At 58.6% G+C, this 22298-nt stretch carries 17 protein-coding genes; 11 read left to right on the top strand and 6 right to left on the bottom strand.

All coding sequences use genetic code 11. The features are described from left to right. The first annotated feature begins 4 nt into the window (after nucleotides 1-4). Complete coding sequence (locus I9185_RS08830; protein WP_210092838.1) at nucleotides 5-262, top strand: hypothetical protein; 258 nt, start codon at nucleotides 5-7, stop codon at nucleotides 260-262. Nucleotides 263-331: 69 nt separating this feature from the next. Here I9185_RS08830 and I9185_RS08825 read toward each other — a convergent pair whose 3' ends face one another. Further along, complete coding sequence (locus I9185_RS08825) at nucleotides 332-1114, bottom strand: DeoR/GlpR family DNA-binding transcription regulator (RefSeq protein ID WP_210092837.1); 783 nt, start codon at nucleotides 1112-1114, stop codon at nucleotides 332-334. Nucleotides 1115-1264: 150 nt separating this feature from the next. Between I9185_RS08825 and I9185_RS08820 the strand changes: the two genes are divergently transcribed. The 7 genes from I9185_RS08820 (at nucleotide 1265) to I9185_RS08790 (ending at nucleotide 13318) form a co-directional block, all read left to right on the top strand. Then, the gene (locus I9185_RS08820) at nucleotides 1265-3688 is read left to right on the top strand and encodes an FAD-dependent oxidoreductase (RefSeq protein ID WP_210092836.1); all 2424 of its coding nucleotides are present in this window, start codon (nucleotides 1265-1267) and stop codon (nucleotides 3686-3688) included. Nucleotides 3689-3699: 11 nt separating this feature from the next. After that, nucleotides 3700-4632: a choline/ethanolamine kinase family protein gene (locus I9185_RS08815; RefSeq protein WP_210092835.1), complete on the top strand. Its 933-nt coding sequence runs from the start codon at nucleotides 3700-3702 to the stop codon at nucleotides 4630-4632. Between the two features lie 521 nt (nucleotides 4633-5153). Next, nucleotides 5154-8354, top strand: coding sequence for an adenylate/guanylate cyclase domain-containing protein (locus tag I9185_RS08810; RefSeq protein WP_210092834.1), 3201 nt, complete (start codon nucleotides 5154-5156; stop codon nucleotides 8352-8354). Between the two features lie 52 nt (nucleotides 8355-8406). Further along, complete coding sequence (locus I9185_RS08805; RefSeq protein ID WP_210092833.1) at nucleotides 8407-9288, top strand: family 1 encapsulin nanocompartment shell protein; 882 nt, start codon at nucleotides 8407-8409, stop codon at nucleotides 9286-9288. Nucleotides 9289-9302: 14 nt separating this feature from the next. Then, nucleotides 9303-10127, top strand: coding sequence for a DUF3237 domain-containing protein (locus tag I9185_RS20565; RefSeq protein WP_210092832.1), 825 nt, complete (start codon nucleotides 9303-9305; stop codon nucleotides 10125-10127). Further along, a complete protein-coding gene (locus I9185_RS08795) occupies nucleotides 10120-12243 on the top strand; it encodes an FAD-dependent oxidoreductase (protein WP_210092831.1) in 2124 nt (707 codons plus the stop codon). Before I9185_RS20565 ends, I9185_RS08795 begins: the two co-directional genes overlap by 8 nt. Before the next feature lie 4 nt (nucleotides 12244-12247). Continuing rightward, nucleotides 12248-13318, top strand: coding sequence for a polyprenyl synthetase family protein (locus tag I9185_RS08790; protein WP_210092830.1), 1071 nt, complete (start codon nucleotides 12248-12250; stop codon nucleotides 13316-13318). Here I9185_RS08790 and I9185_RS08785 read toward each other — a convergent pair. From I9185_RS08785 to I9185_RS08770, 4 genes are all read right to left on the bottom strand, one after another. After that, nucleotides 13309-13779, bottom strand: a complete 471-nt coding sequence (locus I9185_RS08785) for a hypothetical protein (protein WP_210092829.1) — start codon at nucleotides 13777-13779, stop codon at nucleotides 13309-13311. The two genes, I9185_RS08790 and I9185_RS08785, sit on opposite strands and share 10 nt — an antisense overlap. A 72-nt stretch (nucleotides 13780-13851) precedes the next feature. Continuing rightward, nucleotides 13852-14631 carry a carnitinyl-CoA dehydratase gene (locus tag I9185_RS08780; protein ID WP_209834070.1) on the bottom strand — a complete coding sequence of 260 codons (780 nt, stop codon included), beginning with the start codon at nucleotides 14629-14631 and terminating at the stop codon, nucleotides 13852-13854. A 3-nt stretch (nucleotides 14632-14634) separates the two neighbouring features. Next, nucleotides 14635-16650, bottom strand: coding sequence for an acetate--CoA ligase family protein (locus I9185_RS08775; RefSeq protein ID WP_210092828.1), 2016 nt, complete (start codon nucleotides 16648-16650; stop codon nucleotides 14635-14637). A 2-nt stretch (nucleotides 16651-16652) separates the two neighbouring features. After that, a complete protein-coding gene (locus tag I9185_RS08770) occupies nucleotides 16653-17813 on the bottom strand; it encodes an acyl-CoA dehydrogenase family protein (protein WP_152460401.1) in 1161 nt (386 codons plus the stop codon). Between the two features lie 80 nt (nucleotides 17814-17893). Between I9185_RS08770 and I9185_RS08765 the strand changes: the two genes are divergently transcribed. After that, nucleotides 17894-18841 (top strand): GlxA family transcriptional regulator, encoded by a 948-nt coding sequence (locus tag I9185_RS08765; RefSeq protein WP_209834074.1) that lies wholly within the window; start codon nucleotides 17894-17896, stop codon nucleotides 18839-18841. A gap of 54 nt (nucleotides 18842-18895) precedes the next feature. Here the strand turns inward: I9185_RS08765 and I9185_RS08760 are convergent, their stop codons facing one another. Then, nucleotides 18896-19498, bottom strand: coding sequence for an XRE family transcriptional regulator (locus I9185_RS08760; RefSeq protein WP_171635839.1), 603 nt, complete (start codon nucleotides 19496-19498; stop codon nucleotides 18896-18898). Nucleotides 19499-19645: 147 nt separating this feature from the next. On the opposite strand from I9185_RS08760, the gene glyA reads away from it, so the two are divergent. Both glyA and lpdA read left to right on the top strand, forming a co-directional pair. Further along, nucleotides 19646-20899, top strand: a complete 1254-nt coding sequence (gene glyA, locus I9185_RS08755; protein WP_171635837.1) for a serine hydroxymethyltransferase — start codon at nucleotides 19646-19648, stop codon at nucleotides 20897-20899. A gap of 11 nt (nucleotides 20900-20910) precedes the next feature. Continuing rightward, complete coding sequence (gene lpdA / locus I9185_RS08750; protein WP_210092827.1) at nucleotides 20911-22293, top strand: dihydrolipoyl dehydrogenase; 1383 nt, start codon at nucleotides 20911-20913, stop codon at nucleotides 22291-22293. Nucleotides 22294-22298 lie beyond the last annotated feature (5 nt).

Below are 22298 nucleotides of genomic sequence, written 5' to 3'. Positions count from 1 at the left end.
AGAGATGTTAGAGTTACTTGGAACCATCGGTGGCAACGTCCTGAGCTTGCCCGGCATACTCGGTCTGGCGCTAGGCATGATGACCCGCAAGCTGTGGCTGGGTGTGGCATTGGGCGGCGCAGTCGGCGTATTCGAAACGCTGGTTTTCGCAGGCTTCCGGTTTGCGCATGTAGAGCCACTGGAACTGATCATCGCTATTGTGGTCGGCGTCTGTGCAGGCAGCCTCGGCACTGCCATTCGCATCAAGGGCGCAACAGCCTGAAACACAGCCGGTTTCACCGTTTCGGTGGAACCGGCTAGTTACGTCGGGCCGGGCAGTGTCGTCACCAAGTCAATGACTGTCTTCTTGTGATTTCACGCCCGCTATCACCAATTCCGCATCTGCGGGCAAGGACTGGAAGGATGCGGGCAATGTGCGATCGGTGATGAGCACGTCTTTTTCTGTCAACCCGGGCAGGCGCAAAGCCGGGCTGGTCTGGGCCTCGTTGAATTTTGTGGAATCAACCGCCATAAAGGTTTGGTCCGCAATATCAGACATCGCGCGGGCCATATCAGCTTCGCATTGATCATAGACCATGAAGCCCTTGCTGGGATGCACCAGTGACGCCGACAATATGGCAGTCCGGGCCGAGAACCCTGCAATTACGTCATAGGCGACCCGGTCGAAAGCGGCGCCGTCGTGGTTGCGCAACTGCGTTCCCGCCATGAAGACCCTGTTGCCCTCTTCCATCGACAACGTGGCGGCGATGAAGGCCGAGTTTGTCACCACAGTGAGGTTTTTGCGCGCACGAAGTGCCTGAGCGATGAAGCCCGAGGTCGACCCCGTGTCGATGGCAATGGCCGAACCGTCCGGTATCCGCGCCGCAACGGCGTCGGCAATCGCGACTTTGGCGGCACGGTTCTGCGCCATGCGGGCCAGAAACGGAGGATCCAGCACATTTTGAGTGCTGACCAATGCACCATGCACCTTGGACAGGCTGCCTTTGGCGACCATCGGCTTCACGATTCGCCTTACGGTCTGGTCCGACACGTTGAGAATGCGCGCCAGCTCCATGACCGAAATTCGCCCATGCAGGTTTACCGTGCTAAGGATGTCTTGTTCGTATTTCGACATGAAGCGCCGCGATATTTGTTGATTTCATCAGGTTACTTGCAAGGTTGACGCTGTTCAAGCGACCCACTTCAACATTTTTTAAACATATTTGTTGCTTTTTGTTGTTTTGCGACTTTTGATGACAACATATCATTTGAAGTGGGTGGGCGCATGACAACGCATTCGGTCAGACATCTCATCATTGGCGGGGGCATCATCGGATGCTCTATCGCGTATCACCTCGCACGGTCCGGTGAAACGGATGTTGTTCTTCTGGAAAGGGCATCCCTGACCGAGGGGGCCACTTGGCATGCGGCGGGGCTTGTCGGGCAGTTGCGGTCATCTCGCAACACGACGCGGATGCTGAAACGGTCCGTGGCGCTGTATGATCGTCTGGCCGAAGAAACCGGGATGGAATTCGACTGGAAGAAAGTCGGAAGCCTGCGCCTGGCGGCAACCAAGGAACGGCTTCTGGAAGCAAAGCGCCTGGCGACAATGGCCCGCAGCTTTGATCTGGAGATGGAAATAATCTCGGCCGCCGAGGCCAAGGCGCTTTTCCCCTATGTCGACGCGCAAGGTCTGGAAGGCGCGGCCTTCATCCCGTCGGACGGTCATGTCGATCCCGCAGGCTTGTGTCAGGCAATTGCGTCCGGTGCCCGGATGCACGGTGCCCGGATCCGCCAATCCGTAGAGGTCACCGATTTTGAGATCCATAACGATCGCATCACCAAAGTGATGACATCGGAAGGGGACTATGAAGCGGACATTGTCGTTCTGGCCGCCGGAATGTGGAGCCGCGAGCTGGCCGCGAAACTCGGTGTCGTTGTTCCGGCCTGTGCCGTCGAGCATCAATACATCGTAACTGAACCCCTGCCCGACGCCGATCTTGTAAAACGCCTGCCAACCCTACGGGATCCCGAGCGGCTGGTGTATTACAAACCGGATGCAGGCGGGAGGCTTGTGATCGGCGGGTATGAGGACAACACGCTGCCATTCGGCGACAGGGGTATTCCGGGCGCGTTTGTCCGGCAGCTTTTGCCCGACAACCTGGAGCGGTTTGCCCCCCTTGCCGAACTGGCAGGTCAGGTTACGCCGGTCGTCAACACGGTTGGAATCCGGCAGGTGATCAACGGCCCCATCCCTTATTCCGCGGATGGCGATTTTGTCATGGGATGGGCGCCTGAACTGCGAAACCTGATGCTGGCGACCGGATTTCTGTACGGCATCGCGGCAGGTGGTGGCGCAGGAGAGATGATCGCGGAGTGGATTGTCGAAGGCCGCCCGAGCCTTGATCTGTGGCCTCTGGACGTGCGCCGGTTCAGTCCTCATCACGCCACGCGCGCCTTCATGTATCCTCGCGCGGTCGAGCATTACGCGCATCACTACAAGATGCGATATCCGGGGCAGGAGGCGGAAACGGCCAGAGACCTGCGCCTGTCGCCCCTGCATGAGCGGCTGAAACAACATGGCGCGGTGTTCGGGTCCAAGAATGGCTGGGAGCGGCCGCTCTGGTTCGCTCCGGCCGGTGTAGAGCCGGTGGATCAGTTGGATTTCCTGTCGCCGGGTTGGAAAACCTATGCCGAACAGGAACATAAGGCCGCGCGCGACGGGGTCGTTCTGATCGATCAAACCAGCTTCTCAAAGTTCGAACTGATCGGCCCCGGCGCACTGGAGGCCCTTCAAAACCTTGCCGTTTCAAATATGGACAAGCCGGATGGCACGGTGATCTACACCCAATTGTGCAATAATCGCGGCGGGGTTGAAGCCGATATCACCGTCACCCGATTGGGGCGGGACCATTTTTACATCGTCACCGGGTCCGGATTCGGCGTGCATGACGCGGATTGGATCCGACGTCACCTGCCCCGCGACGGGCGCGCGCAGCTGATCGAAATGACGTCGGCACGCGCCGTCATCAATATCTGCGGCCCCAAGGCGCGGGATGTGATGCAGGCTGTCGCGGAAGAAGACGTCTCGAACCATGCGTTTCCCTTTGCAACGGCCAGAGAGATCACCCTGGGAACGGCAAAGGTCCGCGCGATCCGCATAGGTTACGTCGGAGAGCTGGGATGGGAGCTGCATATCCCGACCGAGTTCGCCCTGCATGTTTATGACCTGCTTTGGCAAGCCGGCCAAAGCCATGGCATCCGCGACATCGGCTACCGCACCATCGAGTCCTTGCGGCTGGAAAAAGGCTATCTCTACTGGAGCGCCGACATCACCCCCGACTATTCGCCAATCGAAGCGGGCCTTGGCGCGCGGGTCCATCTGAAATCCAAACAGGGCTTCATCGGGCGACCGGTGCTGGAGGCGCAGAAAGCGACCGGCCCCGAGCGGCAGCTCTGCACGTTCATCACCGACGAGCGGCTGCCGATCACCGGAGGAGAGACCATACTGCATTCCGGCAAAACAGTCTCGCTGGCGTGCAGTGGTGGCTATGGGTTTACCGTCGGCAAGACCGTCCTCTACGGTTATCTGCCTGCGGGATTGGCTGGTGGGTCAGAATTCGAAGTGGAAGTGTTCGGAGAGCGTCACCCTATCCAGCATGTGGACGGACCGCTTTACGACCCGGCAAACAGCCGTTTGAAAGCCTGAGGGAGAGAGCGATGCAAAACGAGCCGAAACTTGAGATCATGCAGGCCCTTCGCAATGTGGCGGGGTTTGACAACCTTGCCGACGCGGGCCTTCGCACCAACCGGCTGGGCGGGTTGACCAATCTGGTCTACCGCGTCGAAGGCGGGCCAAGGACGGTGATCGTGCGCATCCCCGGCGAGGGCACCGAAGCCTATATCGACCGCGCGGTTGAAATCCACAACGCGCAGGTGGCCGCAAAAGCCGGGGTCGGCCCCGAAGTTCTGTGGGCAGACGCATCATCCGGCGTGATGATCAGTGATTGCGTGCCCGACATCGTGACGATGACACCCGAGATGTTTGCGACGCGCCCCGGGTCTGCCGCCCGCGCGGGAAAGGCGCTGAGGCAGTTACACGATGCCCCCGAGCCGTTCAAGTTTCGGTTCGAGCTGTTTTCGATGATCAACGACTACATGAAGGTGGTTGCGGTCAAAAACGCGACCCTGCCGGACGGGTACGCGGACGTCGTGGCCGAGGCGGCCCCGATCCGCGAGGTGCTGCGGGACAAACCTGGGACATTGGTCCCGAGCCATTGCGACCCGCTGTGCGAGAATTTTCTGGATGACGGCCAGCGCATGTGGATCGTGGATTACGAGTATTCAGGCATGAACGATGCCCTTTGGGATCTGGGTGATCTGTCAGTCGAAGCCGGGCTGAACCACGAACAGGAACTGGAAATGCTAACCGCCTATTTCGACGGCCCGCCGAACGAGGCTCAGATCGGGCGCATGGTGATATACAAAGCCATGTGCGACCTGCTGTGGACGCTATGGGGATTGATTCAGCATGCGGATGAAAACCCCGCCGAAGATTTCTGGGCCTATGCCACGAACCGGTTCGAGCGGTGCAAGTCCCTGATGCTGGCCCCGTCCTTTGCGGCCCATGTAAAAGCCGTGGCCGAGGAATAGGGTTTCATCCACAGCCAGATCCGCCCTGGATACCGGATGTTTCCTAGCTTATCTCAGATCTTTGAGCCGCTTTCCCTGATGCCTGTATCCCAATGAAGAACGGGCGGGCAAAATACGGGATGCGCCGGAGCGTAAGTGTATCTGCTCGTAGCGCGCTTCGGCTTCTTGCTGGTGCCGGGGTCGAGTCTGCTATTCTGCCCGGTATCTCATGTCGGCCACGGCACTTTTGAACCTCATTCAGCCGTGACGTGGCGTCAGGGCCAGACCGGCATATCCGGTCCCCTAAAACCTTGCCAGTGAAGTCAACTTGAGACTTGAACCTTATGATATTCAAGGAAAAGCGCGTGACGGTGTGGTAATTTTAAAGTAAATCGATCAATCAATGTAACAAGTTAACAGTGCCATCTGTTCCTGCTATGGATTCAGCATGAATTCCTCTCTATTTTTGGATTATACATATACATTATGTTTATGTACTAAGGGGAAAACAGGGGGACAGTTATGGAAGGAGTCGCAAGCCAATGACGCGAGTCCTTGAGGCATCACCACGCATTTCAAAAGTCCTTCATCTGGCAGATCTGAATGACTATGCCACTCTGTTTCAGAGAGAGGGCGTGGACGACGACATTCTGGACGAATTGACTGATCCGGAACTGCGTGATCTCGGGTTGACGGTTGGTGAAAGGAAGCGCTTTCGAAAGGCGCAGGCCAGGCTGAAATCGCAGGAAGCGTCGAAGCGGCCCGAAGTCCAGTCCAAGGCCGAGCGTCGGCAACTGACTTTGGTTTTCTGCGATCTTGTGGGGTCGACACGGCTGGCTCAGCGATATGATCCGGAAGACCTGATGCAGATCATGAACCTGTATCTGGATACGGCGATCGGCACCTTGAAACAGCACGGCTGCCATCTGGCCTATCGGCAGGGCGATGGCATAATGGTGTATTTCGGATACCCGAAGGCCATGGAAGATGATGCCGAACGGGCCGTACGAGCCGTTTTGGAGACTATCGAGGCCGTTCAGAACCTTGAAAACGAGTTTGGAGAAAAGCTTGACCTGCGGGCAGGCATTGCGACCGGAATGGTTGTCGTGGGCGTTGTTTCTTCGAAAAGCTTGGGATCTCAGGACTTTCTGGTAGGTGAAACGGCGAATCTTGCATCCCGCTTGCAAGGGCTGGCCGAACCGGGTGAAGTGATCATTTCATCAGAGACCCGGAGGCTGACCCAGGGTGCCTTTGAATTCGAGCCACGCGGCAGCCACGAGCTGAAAGGCTTTGACAATCAGCGCAAAGTGTATCGCGTGGTGTCGGAAATCATGTCCACCAGCCGGTTCGACGCGCGGGTGGGTCAATCCGCGGTCGATCTTGTCGCCCGGCATGATGATCTTTCAACCCTGACCCGGCTTTGGAGCGAAGCGCAGGAAGGCTCGGGCCGGCTGGCGCTTGTCGGGGGGGCTGCGGGAATCGGCAAGTCGAGGCTGATCAAGTCACTGTCTGAAACAATCGGGGTCAAACCCTTTACATTGCAGTGCATCCCGCACCTGACCAGTCTTCCGCTGCACCCCATTGTCGGAGAATTGAGGCGCGTTTCCGGCGACAAATCAAATGACAGTATCCGGGCGGCGATTTCGGACTTCGTGCAATCGGCCTCACGGCTGAGTGACGCAGACTTGCCCGTTCTTCTGGATCTGGCAGGTATCGAGACCGGCGCCCCGTCAGAATCCGACCCGTTGAAGAAGGCGCGCAAATCCCTTGACGTGATGCTGCGCAGTCTGGGCAGCCTGTGTGACAGGCGCGGCACGTTGTTGTTGGTGGTCGAAGACGTTCATTGGGCCGATGCGACCACGTTGGATGTACTGGATGCGCTTGCATCCGCCTTGAGCAACTTTCCAGTACTGGTGGTTCTGTCGCACCGACCTGAATACGAACCTCCGGAACATTTCGAAAGCAGAGCCGCGCGCATTGATCTGTCTCCGCTTGGCAATACCGAGGCATCCGAACTGGTCCGGCGCGTGGCCGAGCCGTACAGCCTGCCTGTCATCCTGATCAGGCAGATCATCGAAAAGGCGGATGGCGTGCCGCTGTATATCGAAGAAATGACAAAGGCGGTTCTGGACCAGCTGCCCCAGGATGCCCCGATCAACGCCGAGGTTCTGGATGCGCTGAGCGTCCCGGCCACCCTTCAGGACTCGCTGATGTCGCGTCTTGACCGTATGGAACATGCTAAACCAGTCGCCCAGCTCGGATCGGTCATCGGGCGCAGTTTCACCGCTCAGATGATCCACGCGGTGGCGCATGAAGACATGGATGTGGAAAGCGCCCTCATGCAGCTTATGGCGGCTGGCGTCGTGCTGATCACCAGCGATTCAGGGTCGGCCACATACACGTTCAACCACGCGCTGGTTCAGGATACGGCCTATAATTCGTTACTGCGGGAAGACCGGCAGAAGGTGCATCTGAAAATCGCCCAAGCATTGCTGGACGGTCACAAAGCATTCGGCAGCCCGGCTCCTGATACCGTCGCGCATCATTGCGATCTTGGCGGATTGAAGGATGAGGCTGTCACGAATTGGGTCACGGCAGGAGAACTGGCGTTGTCCCGACTGGCAAACCTGCCCGCGATTTCCGCTTTCCGGGCCGCCCTGCGCAACATCAGAACTATGAACGTCAACGCGGATCGCGATGGCTTCGAACTTCGGGTTCAAATGAATATTCTGCCCGCCTATATGGCGATTTACGGATGGTCGTCCGACCAGGTCGGCGAGACTGCCGCCCGGGCGATGGAACTGGCCCAGTCTTTGGGCGACGGCGAGACGCTTTTTGCCGCAACCTTCTGCCGTTGGACCCATTTCTTTGTTGCCGGTCAGATGAACCGAGCGATGGAAATGGGACAAGCGCTGGATATGATGGCCGGCATGTCCGAAGACCCCGTCGCCAATGTGCTGGCGGCACGGGCGCTGAGCTTTACTCATTACTTCCGCGGGGAATTTTCGGAATGCGAACAACAGCTGGAACGCGCATTCGCCCTGATCACACCCGAGCTGGATATGGCCATGATGCCCATGACCCAGTCTTCCACGGCCGCGTCATTGCTGGCCATTCAGGGATGCCTGCTGTGGCAGCAAGGAAAGTTCGAAAAAGCCGAGGCCGCGCGTCTGGAATCCATTGAGGTCAGCAGAGCGCTGAACCACGCACCCAACCTTGTCTACGTGATGGGCGCTTGCAGCATGTTCCTGCCCTATGCGGGGGAATGGGACCGGCTTGACGTAACGATGAAAGAAGCCAGAAAAGTCGCGGATGAGGAAGGGTTTCTTTACCTTCACGCGATGCAGGACATCTATATGGGCCTCGCGCAGGCCGGAAAGGGCGATATCGCAGGTGTTCCGGAACGCATCGAGACATGCATGAACCTGATTTCCAAATCTGGTGGAAACTTTACTTTTCCTCAGAATCAGATTGTTCTGTCTGAGTTGATGATTGATCACGGAGATGTTGATCAGGCTTTGGACCGGCTGGAAACCGTTTGCATTCCCGGCTGGGAGCGCGGCGAGACGTTGAACAAACCTGAATATCACCGTGTGCGAGCAAAGGCTTTTGCCGCAAAGGGGGACTTGGACGCTGCAATCAGCGAGGCGGAAAAAGCGCTTTCGCTTGCGCGGGATTGCCGTGGAGTTGTTCAGGAGCAGCGGGCCCGCGATCTGCTGGGCAGATTGAAAGAAGAAAAATGAACAAGATTGACTGCCCCGCCAAATTGGGCAGCAGCACCGAGAGGGATTTGCAATGACCGATGCATTGGATTGGAATGAAGATCAGTGGAGCGCCGTGAAAAAGGCCGTCCATGATGAGGCGCTTCGCGCCCGAGTGGCCGCCAGTTTCCTGCCCCTGTACGGACCGCTGCCCGCTGACACGCAGTCCGTCCCGCTGAACAAGCTGGATCTGGTCGAGAACTCATCTGGTGCATCCAAAGAACGTCTTGACGTGAACGATTATGATACGCTGCGCCTTACCACCGTATCGGTGAACGTGTACCTGAAAGGCGCACAGGTGGCTGATCCGGAACTGACGGCGGCTCAGATCATGTTCCGCCGAGCGGCCGCCGTTGTGGCACGGGTAGAGGATGACATCATTTTCAACGGTCAACCCGGCACCGGACAGGCCCCCAAACACGCCGGCGGCGCGCACGCCTCATTGCCGCAGATCTATACGATCAGCGGCGGTGGCAAATATCCGGGATTGCTTGAAGCGGGCGAAGGCAAAACCAAATCCACGACCAAAAAGAACTACAGCGGAACCGATGTTTTCGAGGCCGTCGTCGAGGGCATCAGCACGCTAGAAACGCATGGCTATCTGGGCCCCTATGCCTGTGTGATGGGCAACGGTCTGTTCCGTGCGGTCACGACCCCGCTGCCGAATTCGATGGTACTGCCACGTGACAGCATTCTCCCGTTCCTGGACGGGCCGTTGCTGCGTTCCAGCACCCTGCCCCAGGACAAGGCAGTGCTTGTGTCCCTGCTGGGTACACCGGTTGAAATCGTCGTGCCCTCGGATATCGCCGTGAAGTATCTGCAAACCTCTGCCGAGGGCGAGCACGTCTTCCGCGTGCAGCAGAAGTTCCATCTCAGGATCAAGGAAGCTAAGGCCGTCCGCACCATAACCTGTTGACCGGAGATCGGGTCGTGCGCGAGTTTTCAGATCGGGGCGTGACGCTGCGTTGGTCCGAGGCGATCAACGCAGACGGTCTCAGTCGGGTGTTGGTGGAAGCCGGTCCATCCGTGTCGTCGCATGACACGCTACGTCTGATCTGTTCGGAAGATGGCGGCCCCGAGCGTGCCATTCGCGGGTGGCCCTTGTTGCGGGACCCGCAAACCGGGTTTCAACAATTCGCAGCCATTCTGCCGTCGGTCAAACAGGAAAAAACCTTGTCCTGGCGTCCGGTGCTGACGTCGGGAGGGCGCGAGTTTGACCCCGGGCCCGAAAAAGAAATTGAACCTGCCGCGCCGGAACCGGCAAAAACCACAGTGACGTCGCCGGTATTGGAACATGTTGCCAAATTTCTGGTGCCGTTCGATAGCAGCTTTCATCCCTCGGGCGAGACGCCGGATGGGGTTTGGCTGCATTTCGCCATCAAAGAAGGGGGCACCGTCGAAGGCCCACATCTAAAGGGAACGATCGAGCCGATCGGAGGAGACTGGATGCGCGTGCGGCCCGATGGTGTGGGACTGCTTCATGCAAAGGCGCTTATCAGACCGTCCATCGGACAAGCCCCGATCCTATTCGAAGATACGGGTGTGTGTGACTTCGGCCCGGACGGATATGCGGCATTGTCCAAGGGCAATCTGCCCGCTTCGGCTCCGGTACGGCTTGCACCGCGTTACCTGACCTCGAATCCGCATTACAGCTGGATGAATCGGGTGCAGGGTTTTGGCATTGGCGAAGCCAGCCTGTCAGACATCACCCTGCGCTTTGACGTCTATTCCGCGAAAGGAATTTCCGATGCCTGACAAGGTTGTCATTCTTGGGGGAGGCGTGGCTGGCATGAGCGCCGCGCACGAACTGATTGAACGCGGGTTCGAGGTAGAAGTCCACGAACGCCAGCTGATCCCCGGCGGCAAAGCCCGCAGCATTCCCGTAATGAAGGGTGAGGGGGATCATGGCTCGAAAGCGAAACACATCAAGGCACTGGAAAAATGGGCCGAGATGGATGGAGCCAATTATCCGCCCGGCGTGAAACGGCCCTGGCTGCCCGGTGAACATGGGTTCAGGTTCTTTCCGAACTTTTATCGGCATATCACCGACACGATGGCCCGAACGCCGTATTACGACAAGGGCACATGCTTTGACAATCTTGTCCCGACCACGCAAGTTCTGGTCAGCCAGTTTGACAAGCCCGGCATCATTGTCCCGGAACGGTTCCCCCGCACGCTCAAGGATGTTGCGGATGCCTTCAAGACCATTGCCTTCGCGCTTTCGCCGAGGGACCAGATTGCGTATGAGGATGTCGAGCATTTTGTCGCCTGCATGTGGCGGATCGCGAGCTCCTGCAAGGAACGCCGGTTCGACGAATATGAACGGATCGGTTGGTGGGATTTCATCGGTGCGCAGGACCGCTCGGAAGCCTATCAGAAGTTCCTTGCCATCGGCCTGACCCGTTCGTTGGTGGCCGCCAAGGCCACCACGGCAAGCACGAAGACAGTGGGGGACATTGCGGTTCAGCTTCAGCTGGGCATTGCCACGCCCGAACCCCACTGCAACAGGCTGCTGAACGGGCCCACCAATCTTGTCTGGATTCAACCTTGGCTGGATTATCTGACAAGCAAGGGGGTCGTGTACAATTTTGACTCCAAAGTCACCGGAATCGAGTGCCGAAACGGTAAGATCATTGGCGCAACGGTCGAACAGGATGGTGAAGAAAAGCAGGTCACGGGGGATTGGTTCATCAGCGCCATGCCGATTGAACGCATGGCACCGCTTGTGACCCCGGAAATGATGGCGGTTGACCCTGCACTTGCCAAACTGCCTTTGCTGGCCGATGACGTGCAATGGATGAACGGCATTCAGTTCTATCTGACCAAGGATGTCGCGCTGACCCATGGCCACGTCATTTTCATCGACAGCCCATGGGCTTTGACGGCTGTGTCGCAAAAACAGTTCTGGCCGGGGATCAATTTCGAAAACTGGGCCGAAGGAAAGACCAAAGGCCTGCTGTCAATCGATATCTCCGAATGGGACAAGCCGGGGCTGAACGGAAAAACCGCGCGCGATTGCACCCGGGAAGAGATCGCAAAAGAGGTTTGGGAACAGCTCAAGCGCAGCATCAACGTGGATGGCCAAACCATTCTGCGGGACGAGGATATGCACTACTGGTTCCTCGATCCTGATATCGTTCAAGACCCGAACGACCCCAAGCGTCAAAGCAATGTCGAACCCTTGTTGGTCAACCGTATCAACAGCTGGCGCTTGCGCCCGGATGCGGCCACATTGATCCCGAATTTCTTCCTGGCATCGGATTACGTCCGCACTTTTACCGACCTTGCCACGATGGAAGGGGCGAACGAGGCCGCGCGTCGGGCCGTCAACGCCATTCTTCAACGCAGTGGATCGGATGCCGAGCCCTGCCAGATCTGGGACCTGCACGAGCCCGACATCCTGAAACCGCTGCGCGCTTATGATTACGCCCGCTATCAGGCTGGCCTTCCGTGGGACAACCGGTTCGCGGTTGCGGTCGAAGCCGCGCTGAAAATGGGTCAGGACACGGCAGGAGTTGATCGTGGCGGTGATGGCCCTCTTGCCGCCATAGGGGAACCGGCGGCGGAATATTCAAAACCCGGCGGCATCACCGAGGAGCCAGCCATTGCCGAAGCGCTTCGAATGATCTGCCCCCCGAAAGAGCTGTTCGACCTCATCGCGAACTACGAGCCCACCGCGGATCTGCCGATCCCGGGGGATGAGCTGGCGGAAGATGTCGCGTATGATCTGGGTCGGGACAGTGGTCAATCAGGTGCCTTGTCCAGGGCGTTGCCAATTTCTGACGAACCGCTTTCTGCGCTTGGCGCCGGTCCGGAACGATCCGGCGCGCGGGAAAACAAAAGCCGCGTGATCATCATCCAGAAGGGCTGAGCCTGTGAAATCCGGAACCGCGCATTTGGATCCTGCGGCGAAACAGGATTTTCTAAAAACCCTGACCTTCTACGGGGATCAGGCGCGCGAAACGCTTTTGGGCCTGTTGCCGACGGCTGAGCCTCAGGCCTATCTGTATGGCCCGATGCGCGATTACATCGAAACCTCGGGCAAGGGCCTGAGGCCTGCCCTGCTGTTGGCGACATGCGAAGCCTTCGGCGGAAACAGCGAGAATGCAAGGGTCTCGGCCGCGGTTCTTGAGCTGTTGCACAACGCTTTTCTGATCCACGACGACATCGAAGATCAAAGCGATTTCCGGCGCGGGCGCGAATGTATGCACAAGCGGCTTGGGGTTCCCCTGGCGATCAATACCGGCGATGGGATGCAATCGCTTGCCCTGCGTCTGCTGCGTCAGAACCTGGGGCCGTTGGGCCTGGAAACCGGTATGCGCGTGGTGGATGAGTTCGACCATCTGTTGCAGCAATCCATCGAAGGTCAGGCGCTGGAGCTTGGCTGGATCCGCGACAATCGTTTGAACGTCGATGCATCAGATTATCTGAGGATGTGTCTGAAAAAGACCTGCTGGTACAGTTTCATTCACCCGATGCGCATCGGGGCCCTGATTGCGCGGCCACATGATGTCGCGTCCGGTGCGCTGAATCTGGATGATTTCAACGCCTTCGGCTTTTTCCTGGGTGCGGCGTTTCAGATTCAGGACGACGTCTTGAATCTCGTCGGCTCACAGGACAGTTACGGCAAGGAAATCGGCGGCGACATCTATGAAGGCAAACGCACGCTGATGCTGGGCCAGCTTGGCCTGAAAGCGGAAGAGCCTGAACAGGCACGGTTGGCCGAGATGTTGTCAAACCCGCGTGATGCCCGGTCGACGCAAGATGTCGCCTGGGTGCTGGAGCGCATGAACCATTACGGCAGCATCCGCTATGCGCAGGACGCAGCGAATGATCTGCTGGCCGCGGCCCGGAATGAGTTCGCGCGGGTGTTCGCGGGCACAGAAGACGCGCCGCGCGCATTTCTGGGACAGTTCATGGACTATCTGGTGACCCGTCAGGTCTGAGCGCCCGCCACCTCGAAAATCACCACAACCGAGGTTTGGTCCGTTCCTGTACAGGCGATCCGACCGTGATATTCTCCGGGTTTGGAGAGGTCGGGTATGGTCACCGCAACAGCAACATCCGTTGCTGCCCCCGGTTCAAGCTGGATTTGTGGCGGGATCACACTGATGCGGTTGGCCGGCAGAATGTCGCCGTTCGGATTGGTCAGATCACCCGGTTCGAACTGCATCTGAACAGGTGCCGCGCCTTCGGGTGCTTCAAAGGACAGCAGAATGGTGGCGGTGCTGCCGGGGTGACAGGATTTGCGACACCTGAACGGACCGTCCAGATGTTGCCGCGGGCCCCGCTCTGTTTCGAGCACGCGGCGCGCTATATCGGAAATCGGTTGATTGTCGGGCTGCGGCGCAATCGGGCTGACCGCCCGAGATGCACTAACATATGGTTTTCGTTCGAAATACGGCATGCCTAACTGTGCACGTGCCGTGCGGATCAGTAAATGGTAAATTCACGCTCTGCTATCATGGTAAACGTCTGCCTATTTTCCTTTCCAGACCGGGTCTCTTTTCTCGGCAAAGGCGCGCGCGCCTTCCAGCTGATCTTCGCTGGCATAGAGAACGTCCACGGTTCTGAGCTGACGCTTGGTGATGCGGTTCATGGCATCCTGAAACTTGGCATCTTCGGCATCGCGTACGATTTCCTTGATCGCGGCATAAACCAGGGGCGGTCCTGAGGCCAACAACCGGGCCAGTTCCCAGGCGCGATCCATCAGTTGATCCGCGGCGACGATCTCGTTCACCAGACCCCAGCGATTGGCTTCCTTTGCGTCGAACCACCGGCCGGTAAGCAGCAACTCCATCGCGATGTGGTAAGGGATGCGCTTGGGCAGTTTGACGCTGGCCGCATCCGCGACAGTCCCCGAGCGGATTTCCGGCAGGGCGAACGTGGCGTGGTCGGCGGCAAGGATCATGTCGGCTGACAAGGCCAGCTCCAGCCCGCCGCCACAGGCGATGCCGTTGACGGCCGCGATCACGGGTTTGTTCAGGTCGCGCAGCTCTTGCAAGCCGCCGAACCCTCCGGCGCCATAATCCCCGTCTACCGCATCCCCGTCGGCCGCTGCTTTCAGGTCCCAGCCCGGGCAAAAGAACTTTTCTCCGCCGCCCGTCAGAATGGCCACGCGCAGCTCTGGATCGTCGCGAAACGCGGCGAATACCTCACCCATCCTGCGGCTGGTGACAAGATCGATGGCGTTGGCCTTGGGCCGGTCCAGCGTCACCTCAAGGATCGCTCCGTCGCGGCGGGTTTTGATCGGGTCCATATCTCAGGCCTTTCTTATCAGAGCATCCACGGCAACGGCCTTGTCCGGCGTGCACAGGAGCGGGTTAATCTCGACCTCGCCAAGCGTGTCGGCATTTTGCATGACATAGGCCTGAACGGCCTCGACTGCGGCGATGATTGCATCCATATCAGCCGCCCGTTGGCCGCGATAGCCCGCCAAAAGCGGGGCAATTTTCAATTTGCCAAGCGCGGCACGGATGTCCTCGGGCGTGCTTGGCACCAGCACCGACGCCGTATCGCGCAGGATTTCTGTCAGCACGCCCCCCGCCCCCAATGTCAGGACAAACCCATGCGCCGGGTCACGGACGACACCGACCAGCAATTCGGCAATGGTTCCGGTGATCATCTCTTCGATCAGGATGCTATCTGTGCCAATTTCGGCTGCGACATCGGCCACATCCTCGGCCTTGATGCCCAGCCGAACAGCGCCGTGTTCGGATTTATGCGCAAGCCCAACACCTTTCACGACAAAGGGGGCTTCCATGTCCTGCGCGGCCGAATGGGCCTCTGCCGGGCCGCAAACCGTGCGGCTTTGCGGAACGTGCAGGCCGCATTCGGCCAGCGCCCGTTTCGATTCGCCTTCGGTCAGGGTTTGGGTCGCCTCAGCCGTTCCAGGCAACCAGACAGGATGCGCGGACGGGGGCGAAATCTGACCTGCGGCGCGCGTGGCCGCCAGTGCTTCGCGCAATCCCATGAATGGAACGACACCACCGGCCATCAGGTCTTGCGCGACGTCTTCAGACAGAAGTTCAGGCAGCGTCGCAACAATCGCAAACCGGGCGCCGGTTTCGGCACGCACTCTCAACGCAGCTCGGGTCGCGCAACTCCAGTCGGTCGGATCCGTTGTCGGATAGTCTACGATCGAGAACGTCAGGTCGATGTCGTCACCCGTCATGCCCGACCAGGCCTGTGCCATCGCCTCTTCATCGCGCCAGATATACGTGTGATAATCCAGCGGATTGTTCAACGCGACCATAGGGCCAAGCGCGTCACGCAAGCGCGCCCTTTTGTCATCGCTCAACTGTGGAAAACTCAGGCCGGTGCCGACGGCCATGTCTGCGATCAGGCTCGCCTCACCCCCCGAACAGCTGATCGACGCGATGTTACCCCCGGGGAGCGGCCCGTAGCAGTGCAGCAGTTTCAACGTTTCTAGGAAATCCGGCAACGTCGAAAGACGCGGGATGCCCAATCGGTCCAGCAGCGCCTGCGCGCCTGCATCGCTGCCCGCGAGAGACGCGGTATGAGAGACGGTTGCGGCCTGTGCCTGTTCGGATGCACCGACTTTGAGGGCGACCAGCGGGATGCCCTTTTCGTGGGCCTTCGCGGCCAGCGCCTCCCATTCCCGGATGTCCTTGAACCCTTCGATATGCAGACCCACGGCGGTTACGCGCGGATCATCGATCAAGGCCGAGGCGAGGTCGGCCTGGCTGGTTTGGGCCATGTTTCCGCATGCCATCATGTAGGCAATTGGCAACCCACGTTTCTGCATGGTCAGGTTGATCGAGATGTTCGAACTTTGCGTCAGGATCGCCACGCCCTTGTCCACAGGGGTGGCCCCGTGCTGGTCCGGCCACAACAGCGCCCCATCCAGCGCGTTGATGAAGCCATAGCAGTTCGGGCCAAGAATGGGCATGTCACCGGCTGCGGCAATCAGTTGATCCTGCAAGTCCCCGCCGGTGTCATCTTCGGCAACGGCCTCGGAAAAGCCCGATGCAAAGCACACCGCCCCACCTGCGCCCATACTGGACAGGACACGAACGGCCTCGATGGTGGCGTGGCGGTTGATACCGATAAAAACCGCATCCGGGGCTTCGGGCAGGTCCTCGATGTGGCCGAAAACCTTGTGGCCCGCAATTTCCGACGCTTTGGGATGCACCGGCCAGATTTGACCGGCAAAGCCCATGCGTTCGGATTGCAGAACAACCTGCTGACACCACGCGCCGCCACCGATGACGGCGATGGCTTTCGGGCGCAGCAGCCGGGTCAGGTCTTTGTTCATGGTCAGGCGCCCAGGGGACGTAGAAGATCGCGGCTGATGATGTGGCGCTGAATTTCGCTGGTGCCGTCCCAGATGCGCTCGACCCGGGCATCGCGCCAGAACCGTTCGATCGGGAAATCGTCCATTAAACCCATACCCCCGAATATCTGAAGTGTGGTATCCGTCACCCGCGCCAGCGTTTCCGAGGCATAGAGCTTGGCCGAGGCAATCTCGCGGTTTGATGGCAGGTTTTGATCCAGACGCCACGCGGCCGCGAGTGTCAGCCAATCGGCGGCATCGATCTCGGTGATCATGTCGGCGATCTGGAAGCCGACGCCCTGAAACTTGCCGATGGGCTGGCCGAACTGTTTGCGCTCGGCCGCATAGTTCAGCGCATAGTCAAAGCAGCGCCGCGCGCGACCGACCGAGAACGCCGCGACAGTCAGGCGGGTTGCGTAAAGCCATTCGTTCATCACGGCAAAACCGCCATCAACCTCGCCCAGGACCTGTGCGTCAGGCAGACGGCAGTTGTCGAAATACAAGATATAGTTCTTGTAGCCCTTGTGGCTGACCGAGTTGTAGCCCTCGCGCACTTCAAACCCCGGAGTACCGCGATCCACCAGGAAAGTGGTGATGCGTTTCTTCGGGCCCTTGGGAGTTTCGTCCACGCCGGTCGCGATGAAAACGATGAAGAAATCCGCATGTTCCGCGCCCGAGATGAAATGTTTCGATCCGTTGACAACCCAGTCGCCGCCATCGCGCACCGCCTGGCATTTCATACCACGCACATCCGAACCCGCATCCGGTTCGGTCATCGCCAGAGCGTCCATCTTGTCGCCACGTACGGCAGGCAGAAGATACCGTTCGCGCTGCTCGTCGTTGCAGGCCATCAGGATGTTCTGCGGGCGCCCAAAGAAATGCGTCAGTGCCATTGACCCGCGGCCAAGCTCGCGCTCGACCAAGGTGAAATCCAGATGAGACAGACCTGCGCCGCCGACTTCCTCGGGGAAGTTGCAGGCATAAAAGCCCAGATCGATACATTTCTGCTTGATCTGCTCACCCAGCTCAGGAGGCACGGTTCCCGAACGCTCGACCGCGTCTTCATGCGGGTAGATTTCGTTTTCAACAAAGCTTCGGACCGTCGAGACGATCATGTCCTGTTCTTCTGTCAGACCAAACTGCATGGCGCGTGTTCCCTGGATCGGTGGTTGACCAACCAAACGCCATCGCTCAAGGTCACGGCATGCAGAGTTGATATCAAATCATGCCAAATTCGAAAATTTTGACGCGACAATACAACATCCTGCTCTTCAACGGGTTTTCGAACCATTGCCTTGCAAACATGGTCGAACCGCTCAGGGCTGCGAACAACCTGTCGAGGCAGGTTTTGTATTCGTGGTGTTTCTGCTCCATTGACGGAGACCCCGTTCAAAGTTCCAGCGGCCTTGTCGTTACACCGAATGGTTCAATCTTGGATCAGCAAGGCGACGTTCTGGTGGTCATGCCGTCTTATGGGTATCGCAAGTTGGACACGCGATCGACCACGCGCACCGTGCTGGCTGCGGCCCGAAAACACCGGCAAGTGGCCGGATTGGATACCGGCAGTTGGCTGCTGGCCCGCGCCGGTTTGCTGGATGAGCACCGGGCGACCATTCACTGGGACGAGCTTTCCCGGTTCGAAGAAAGTTTTCCGGCCGTGGATGCGGTGCAGGAACGTTTTGTCATCGATGGCAACAGGCTGACCTGTTCTGGGGCGATGGCCGCGTTCGATCTGGCCTCGGCCCTGATCCGCAAGGATCACGGCCCCCTTTTGTCCATGGAAGTCGGGCATCTTCTGATGAGCCGAAATGGGCAGGATCATTACCCTTTGCCTCTGAAGTCCGAAGACACTTTGGTCAATCGCGCACTGGCTGTCATGCAGGCGAACCTTGAAACACCTCTTTCGATCAGGGAACTGGCCCGCAAGATCGGGTGTTCACAAAAGCGGATCGAAATGCGCGTTCAGGCAGAGCTCAAAACCACGCCGCAGGCGCTGTATCGTCGGCTGAGGCTTAACCTTGCACGCAATCTGGCAGAAGATACCGAGCAGTCCATCGCCGAAATCGCCGGTCGTTGCGGATATGAAAACGCCAGCGCCATGACGCGAGCGTTCAAGGCAGAATTCGGCCAGACACCGACGGCGTTTCGCCACCGAAGCTTGTCTGACGGCTGAATGGGGTGCGCATGGCGATGCCCGCTTTCCTGGAAAACCAAAGAACCCTGGGGGCTATTCCAGCGAAACCCACAGCACCTTGGCGTTTTCTTCGCTGGTCGAAATACACCCATGCCCCATTCCGCTGTCATAATAAAGCGAGTCACCGGCCTTCATTGGCAAGGGGCGGTAGTGTTCAGACACGAAGATAAGTTCACCGCTGAGCACATACATGAATTCTTCTCCGGAATGTCGGATCCACGTCTCGAATTCCGACAGGTCACGCGCCTTGATAGTCGCGATATAGGGCAGCATCCGCTTGCTGGTCAGTTCGGGGCAAAGCAGTTCATGCAGGTAAGTGGGCGTATTCTTGATTTCCCCCTCGCCTTTCGGAGTGAAATCACGGCGGCCTGAAATGCCGGATTGACCCGACTGAAGAAACAACTGCGGGGTGCTCATATCCAGGGCCTGAGTCAGACGCCGTACGATGTCAAAGCTTGGCTTTGTCTGGTTGTTTTCGATCTTGGACAGCGTCGACCGCCCGATACCCGCAGCGCGGCCGGCTTCTTCCAGAGTCCACCCTTTCGCGCGCCGAGCATCGCGGATGGACCGGCCCAGAGCCTCTCCTTCATCCAGATCTTCCTGTCCGGAAACATCATTTCTGCTTTCGTCGCCCATTTAATTCCCCCTGTTTTATCAAAGGTTACATGCCTCCCGGTAAATACGCAACTTCTTGAATAAGAGATTTTTGTTGCCTAAAGCGCATTATTTCCCTTATAGGAAACAAAGTTTCGTACTAAGGATTCGGGGCAAAAGGAGGAGACCATGTTCAAAACGTCGCTGATTGAGGCAGATCCCGTCATTGCCGCGTCCATTTCGCGCGAGGGTGAACGCCAGGCGGAACAGATCGAGTTGATCGCCTCGGAGAACATTGTCTCGAAGGCCGTGATCGAAGCTCAGGGTTCGGTCTTGACCAACAAATACGCCGAAGGCTATCCGGGCCGCCGCTATTATGGCGGCTGCGAATATGTCGATGAGGTCGAAGTCGAGGCGATCGAACGCCTCAAGAAGCTGTTTGGCTGTGAATATGCCAACGTTCAGCCCCATTCCGGCGCACAGGCCAACGGGGCCGTCAAGTTGGCGTTGTTGAACCCGGGCGATACCATTCTTGGCATGTCGCTGGACGCAGGTGGCCATCTGACCCACGGTGCGAAACCGGCGCAGTCCGGCAAATGGTTCCGGCCCGTGCAGTACGGCCTGACCGATGCAGGGCTGATCGATTATGATCAGGTTGCCGAATTGGCGCGGGCGGAAAAGCCCAGGCTGATCATCGCAGGCGCATCCGCCTACTCGCAAAAGATCGACTTTGCCAGATTCCGAAAAATCGCGGACGAGGTTGGCGCATGGTTGTTGGCTGATATGGCTCATATTGCCGGATTGGTGGCGACCGGCCTGCACCCCTCGCCTGTAGGGCACGCACATGTCGTGACCTCGACCACGCACAAAACGCTGCGCGGGCCTCGTGGTGGCATCATCCTGACCAATGACGAGGCGCTGGCGAAAAAGATAAATTCTGCCGTCTTCCCCGGCCTACAGGGTGGCCCGCTGATGCACGTCATCGCAGGCAAGGCGGTGGCTTTTGGCGAGGCGCTGAAACCCGAATTCAAGGAATACATGCAGCGCGTCGTTGACAGCGCATCGGCCTTGGCAAGCGTCATGATGGCGCGCGGATGTGATATCGTTTCCGGCGGCACCCAGAACCACCTGATGCTGGTCGACCTGAGACCTTTGGGCGTCACCGGTAAGGACGCCGAAGCCGCGCTGGAGCGCGCCGGGTTTACCTGCAACAAAAACAGCGTTCCCGGAGATCCAGAGAAACCAACCATCACCAGCGGCATCCGTCTGGGCACCGCCGCCGGGTGCAGCCGTGGCTTTGGCCCGGAAGAATTCAGGAGGATCGGCCATCTGATCGGTGATGTTCTGGACGCGCTCGCGCAGTCACCGGAAGGTGACGAAGCCGTCGAACAGGAAACCCGCAAACAGGTTCGCGCTCTTTGCGCAAGCTACCCGATCTACTGAAAGTACGCGAAATGAATACCTATGACCTCATCGTTATCGGGGGCGGACCGGGTGGCTATGTTGCCGCGATCCGCGCGGCTCAGCTGGGGCTGAAAGTGGCCTGTGTCGAAGGGCGCGGCGCACTGGGCGGTACCTGTCTGAACGTGGGGTGCATCCCCTCCAAAGCGTTGCTGACCTCCTCGGCCAAATATGCCGAGCTTGCACATCTCTCCTCCCATGGCATTGCGGTCGAGGGGGCCAGCATCGACGTCAGTGCGATGATGGGGCGCAAGGACAAGATCGTCGGTGATCTGACCAAGGGCATCGCATTCCTGTTCAAGAAGAACGGCGTCGATCTGATTGAAGGATGGGCCAGCATCCCGGCCACTGGTCAGGTCAAGGTCGGCGACAGCACATACGAAGCAAAGAACATCCTGATTGCGACAGGATCCGAGCCGACCTCACTGCCGGGGATCGAGATTGATGAGCAGGATGTGCTCAGTTCGACCGGTGCAATCGCGTTGGAACGCGTGCCGGATCATCTGGTTGTGATCGGTGCAGGTGTGATCGGTCTGGAACTTGGGCAGGTCTGGGCGCGTCTGGGCGCCAAGGTCACCGTGGTCGAATATCTGGATCGCGTTTTGCCCGGCATCGATGGCGAGATCGCCAAGCTGGCGCAGCGGGCCCTGTCAAAACGCGGTTTGAAATTCCAACTGGGCCGTGCTTTGAAGTCTGTCGATAAAACCGATACGGGTTTGTCGCTGACGGTGGATCGTGTTGGCAAGGACAAGGAAGAAGTGATCGAGGCCGACAAGGTTCTGATCGCTGTGGGCCGTCGCCCGGTGACGCGCGGGCTTGGGCTGGAAGAGCTGGGCGTGGCCGTGAACCCGCGTGGCTTCATCGAAGTCGACAGCACATTCCAGACGTCGGTGCCCGGTATCTATGCCATTGGTGACTGTGTTCCCGGCCCGATGCTGGCCCACAAGGCCGAAGAGGACGGTGTTGCCTGTGTCGAGAAGCTAGCCGGCGAAGCCGGTCATGTCGATTACAACACCGTGCCGGGTGTGGTCTATACCGATCCCGAAGTGGCCTCGGTTGGTCAGACCGAAGAGGCTCTGAAAGACGCGGGCGTCGAATATGTTGTCGGCAAGTTTGCTTTCATGGCCAATTCGCGGGCACGCTCGACAGGTGAAACAGATGGCGCGGTCAAGGTTCTGGCCGGTTCCGACGGCAAGATCCTCGGGGCTCATATCTGTGGTGCCCATGGCGGCGATCTGATCGCCGAGTTGGTTCTGGCCATGTCCAAAGGTGCCGCGGTCGCCGATGTTGCAGCCTCGTGCCATGCGCATCCTGCCATGGGTGAGGCGGTCAAGGAAGCCTGTCTCGACGCCATGGGGCGTGCGATTCACGCTTAACGAGG

Source organism: Ruegeria sp. HKCCSP346 (assembly GCF_017872595.1).
Classification (GTDB): Bacteria; Pseudomonadota; Alphaproteobacteria; order Rhodobacterales; family Rhodobacteraceae; genus Ruegeria.
This window is presented reverse-complemented; position numbering and strand designations above follow the sequence as displayed.

Coding starts and splice junctions, on each gene's coding strand:
- I9185_RS08795 (WP_210092831.1), top strand. CDS start 10,120: ATGCCTGACAAGGTTGTCATTCTTGGGGGAGGCGTGGCTGGCATGAGC.
- I9185_RS08825 (WP_210092837.1), bottom strand. CDS start 1,114: ATGTCGAAATACGAACAAGACATCCTTAGCACGGTAAACCTGCATGGG.
- I9185_RS08805 (WP_210092833.1), top strand. CDS start 8,407: ATGACCGATGCATTGGATTGGAATGAAGATCAGTGGAGCGCCGTGAAA.
- I9185_RS08780 (WP_209834070.1), bottom strand. CDS start 14,631: ATGGACCCGATCAAAACCCGCCGCGACGGAGCGATCCTTGAGGTGACG.
- lpdA (WP_210092827.1), top strand. CDS start 20,911: ATGAATACCTATGACCTCATCGTTATCGGGGGCGGACCGGGTGGCTAT.
- glyA (WP_171635837.1), top strand. CDS start 19,646: ATGTTCAAAACGTCGCTGATTGAGGCAGATCCCGTCATTGCCGCGTCC.
- I9185_RS08765 (WP_209834074.1), top strand. CDS start 17,894: ATGCCAAATTCGAAAATTTTGACGCGACAATACAACATCCTGCTCTTC.
- I9185_RS08770 (WP_152460401.1), bottom strand. CDS start 17,813: ATGCAGTTTGGTCTGACAGAAGAACAGGACATGATCGTCTCGACGGTC.
- I9185_RS08820 (WP_210092836.1), top strand. CDS start 1,265: ATGACAACGCATTCGGTCAGACATCTCATCATTGGCGGGGGCATCATC.
- I9185_RS08830 (WP_210092838.1), top strand. CDS start 5: ATGTTAGAGTTACTTGGAACCATCGGTGGCAACGTCCTGAGCTTGCCC.
- I9185_RS08810 (WP_210092834.1), top strand. CDS start 5,154: ATGACGCGAGTCCTTGAGGCATCACCACGCATTTCAAAAGTCCTTCAT.
- I9185_RS08785 (WP_210092829.1), bottom strand. CDS start 13,779: ATGCCGTATTTCGAACGAAAACCATATGTTAGTGCATCTCGGGCGGTC.
- I9185_RS08815 (WP_210092835.1), top strand. CDS start 3,700: ATGCAAAACGAGCCGAAACTTGAGATCATGCAGGCCCTTCGCAATGTG.
- I9185_RS08760 (WP_171635839.1), bottom strand. CDS start 19,498: ATGGGCGACGAAAGCAGAAATGATGTTTCCGGACAGGAAGATCTGGAT.
- I9185_RS08775 (WP_210092828.1), bottom strand. CDS start 16,650: ATGAACAAAGACCTGACCCGGCTGCTGCGCCCGAAAGCCATCGCCGTC.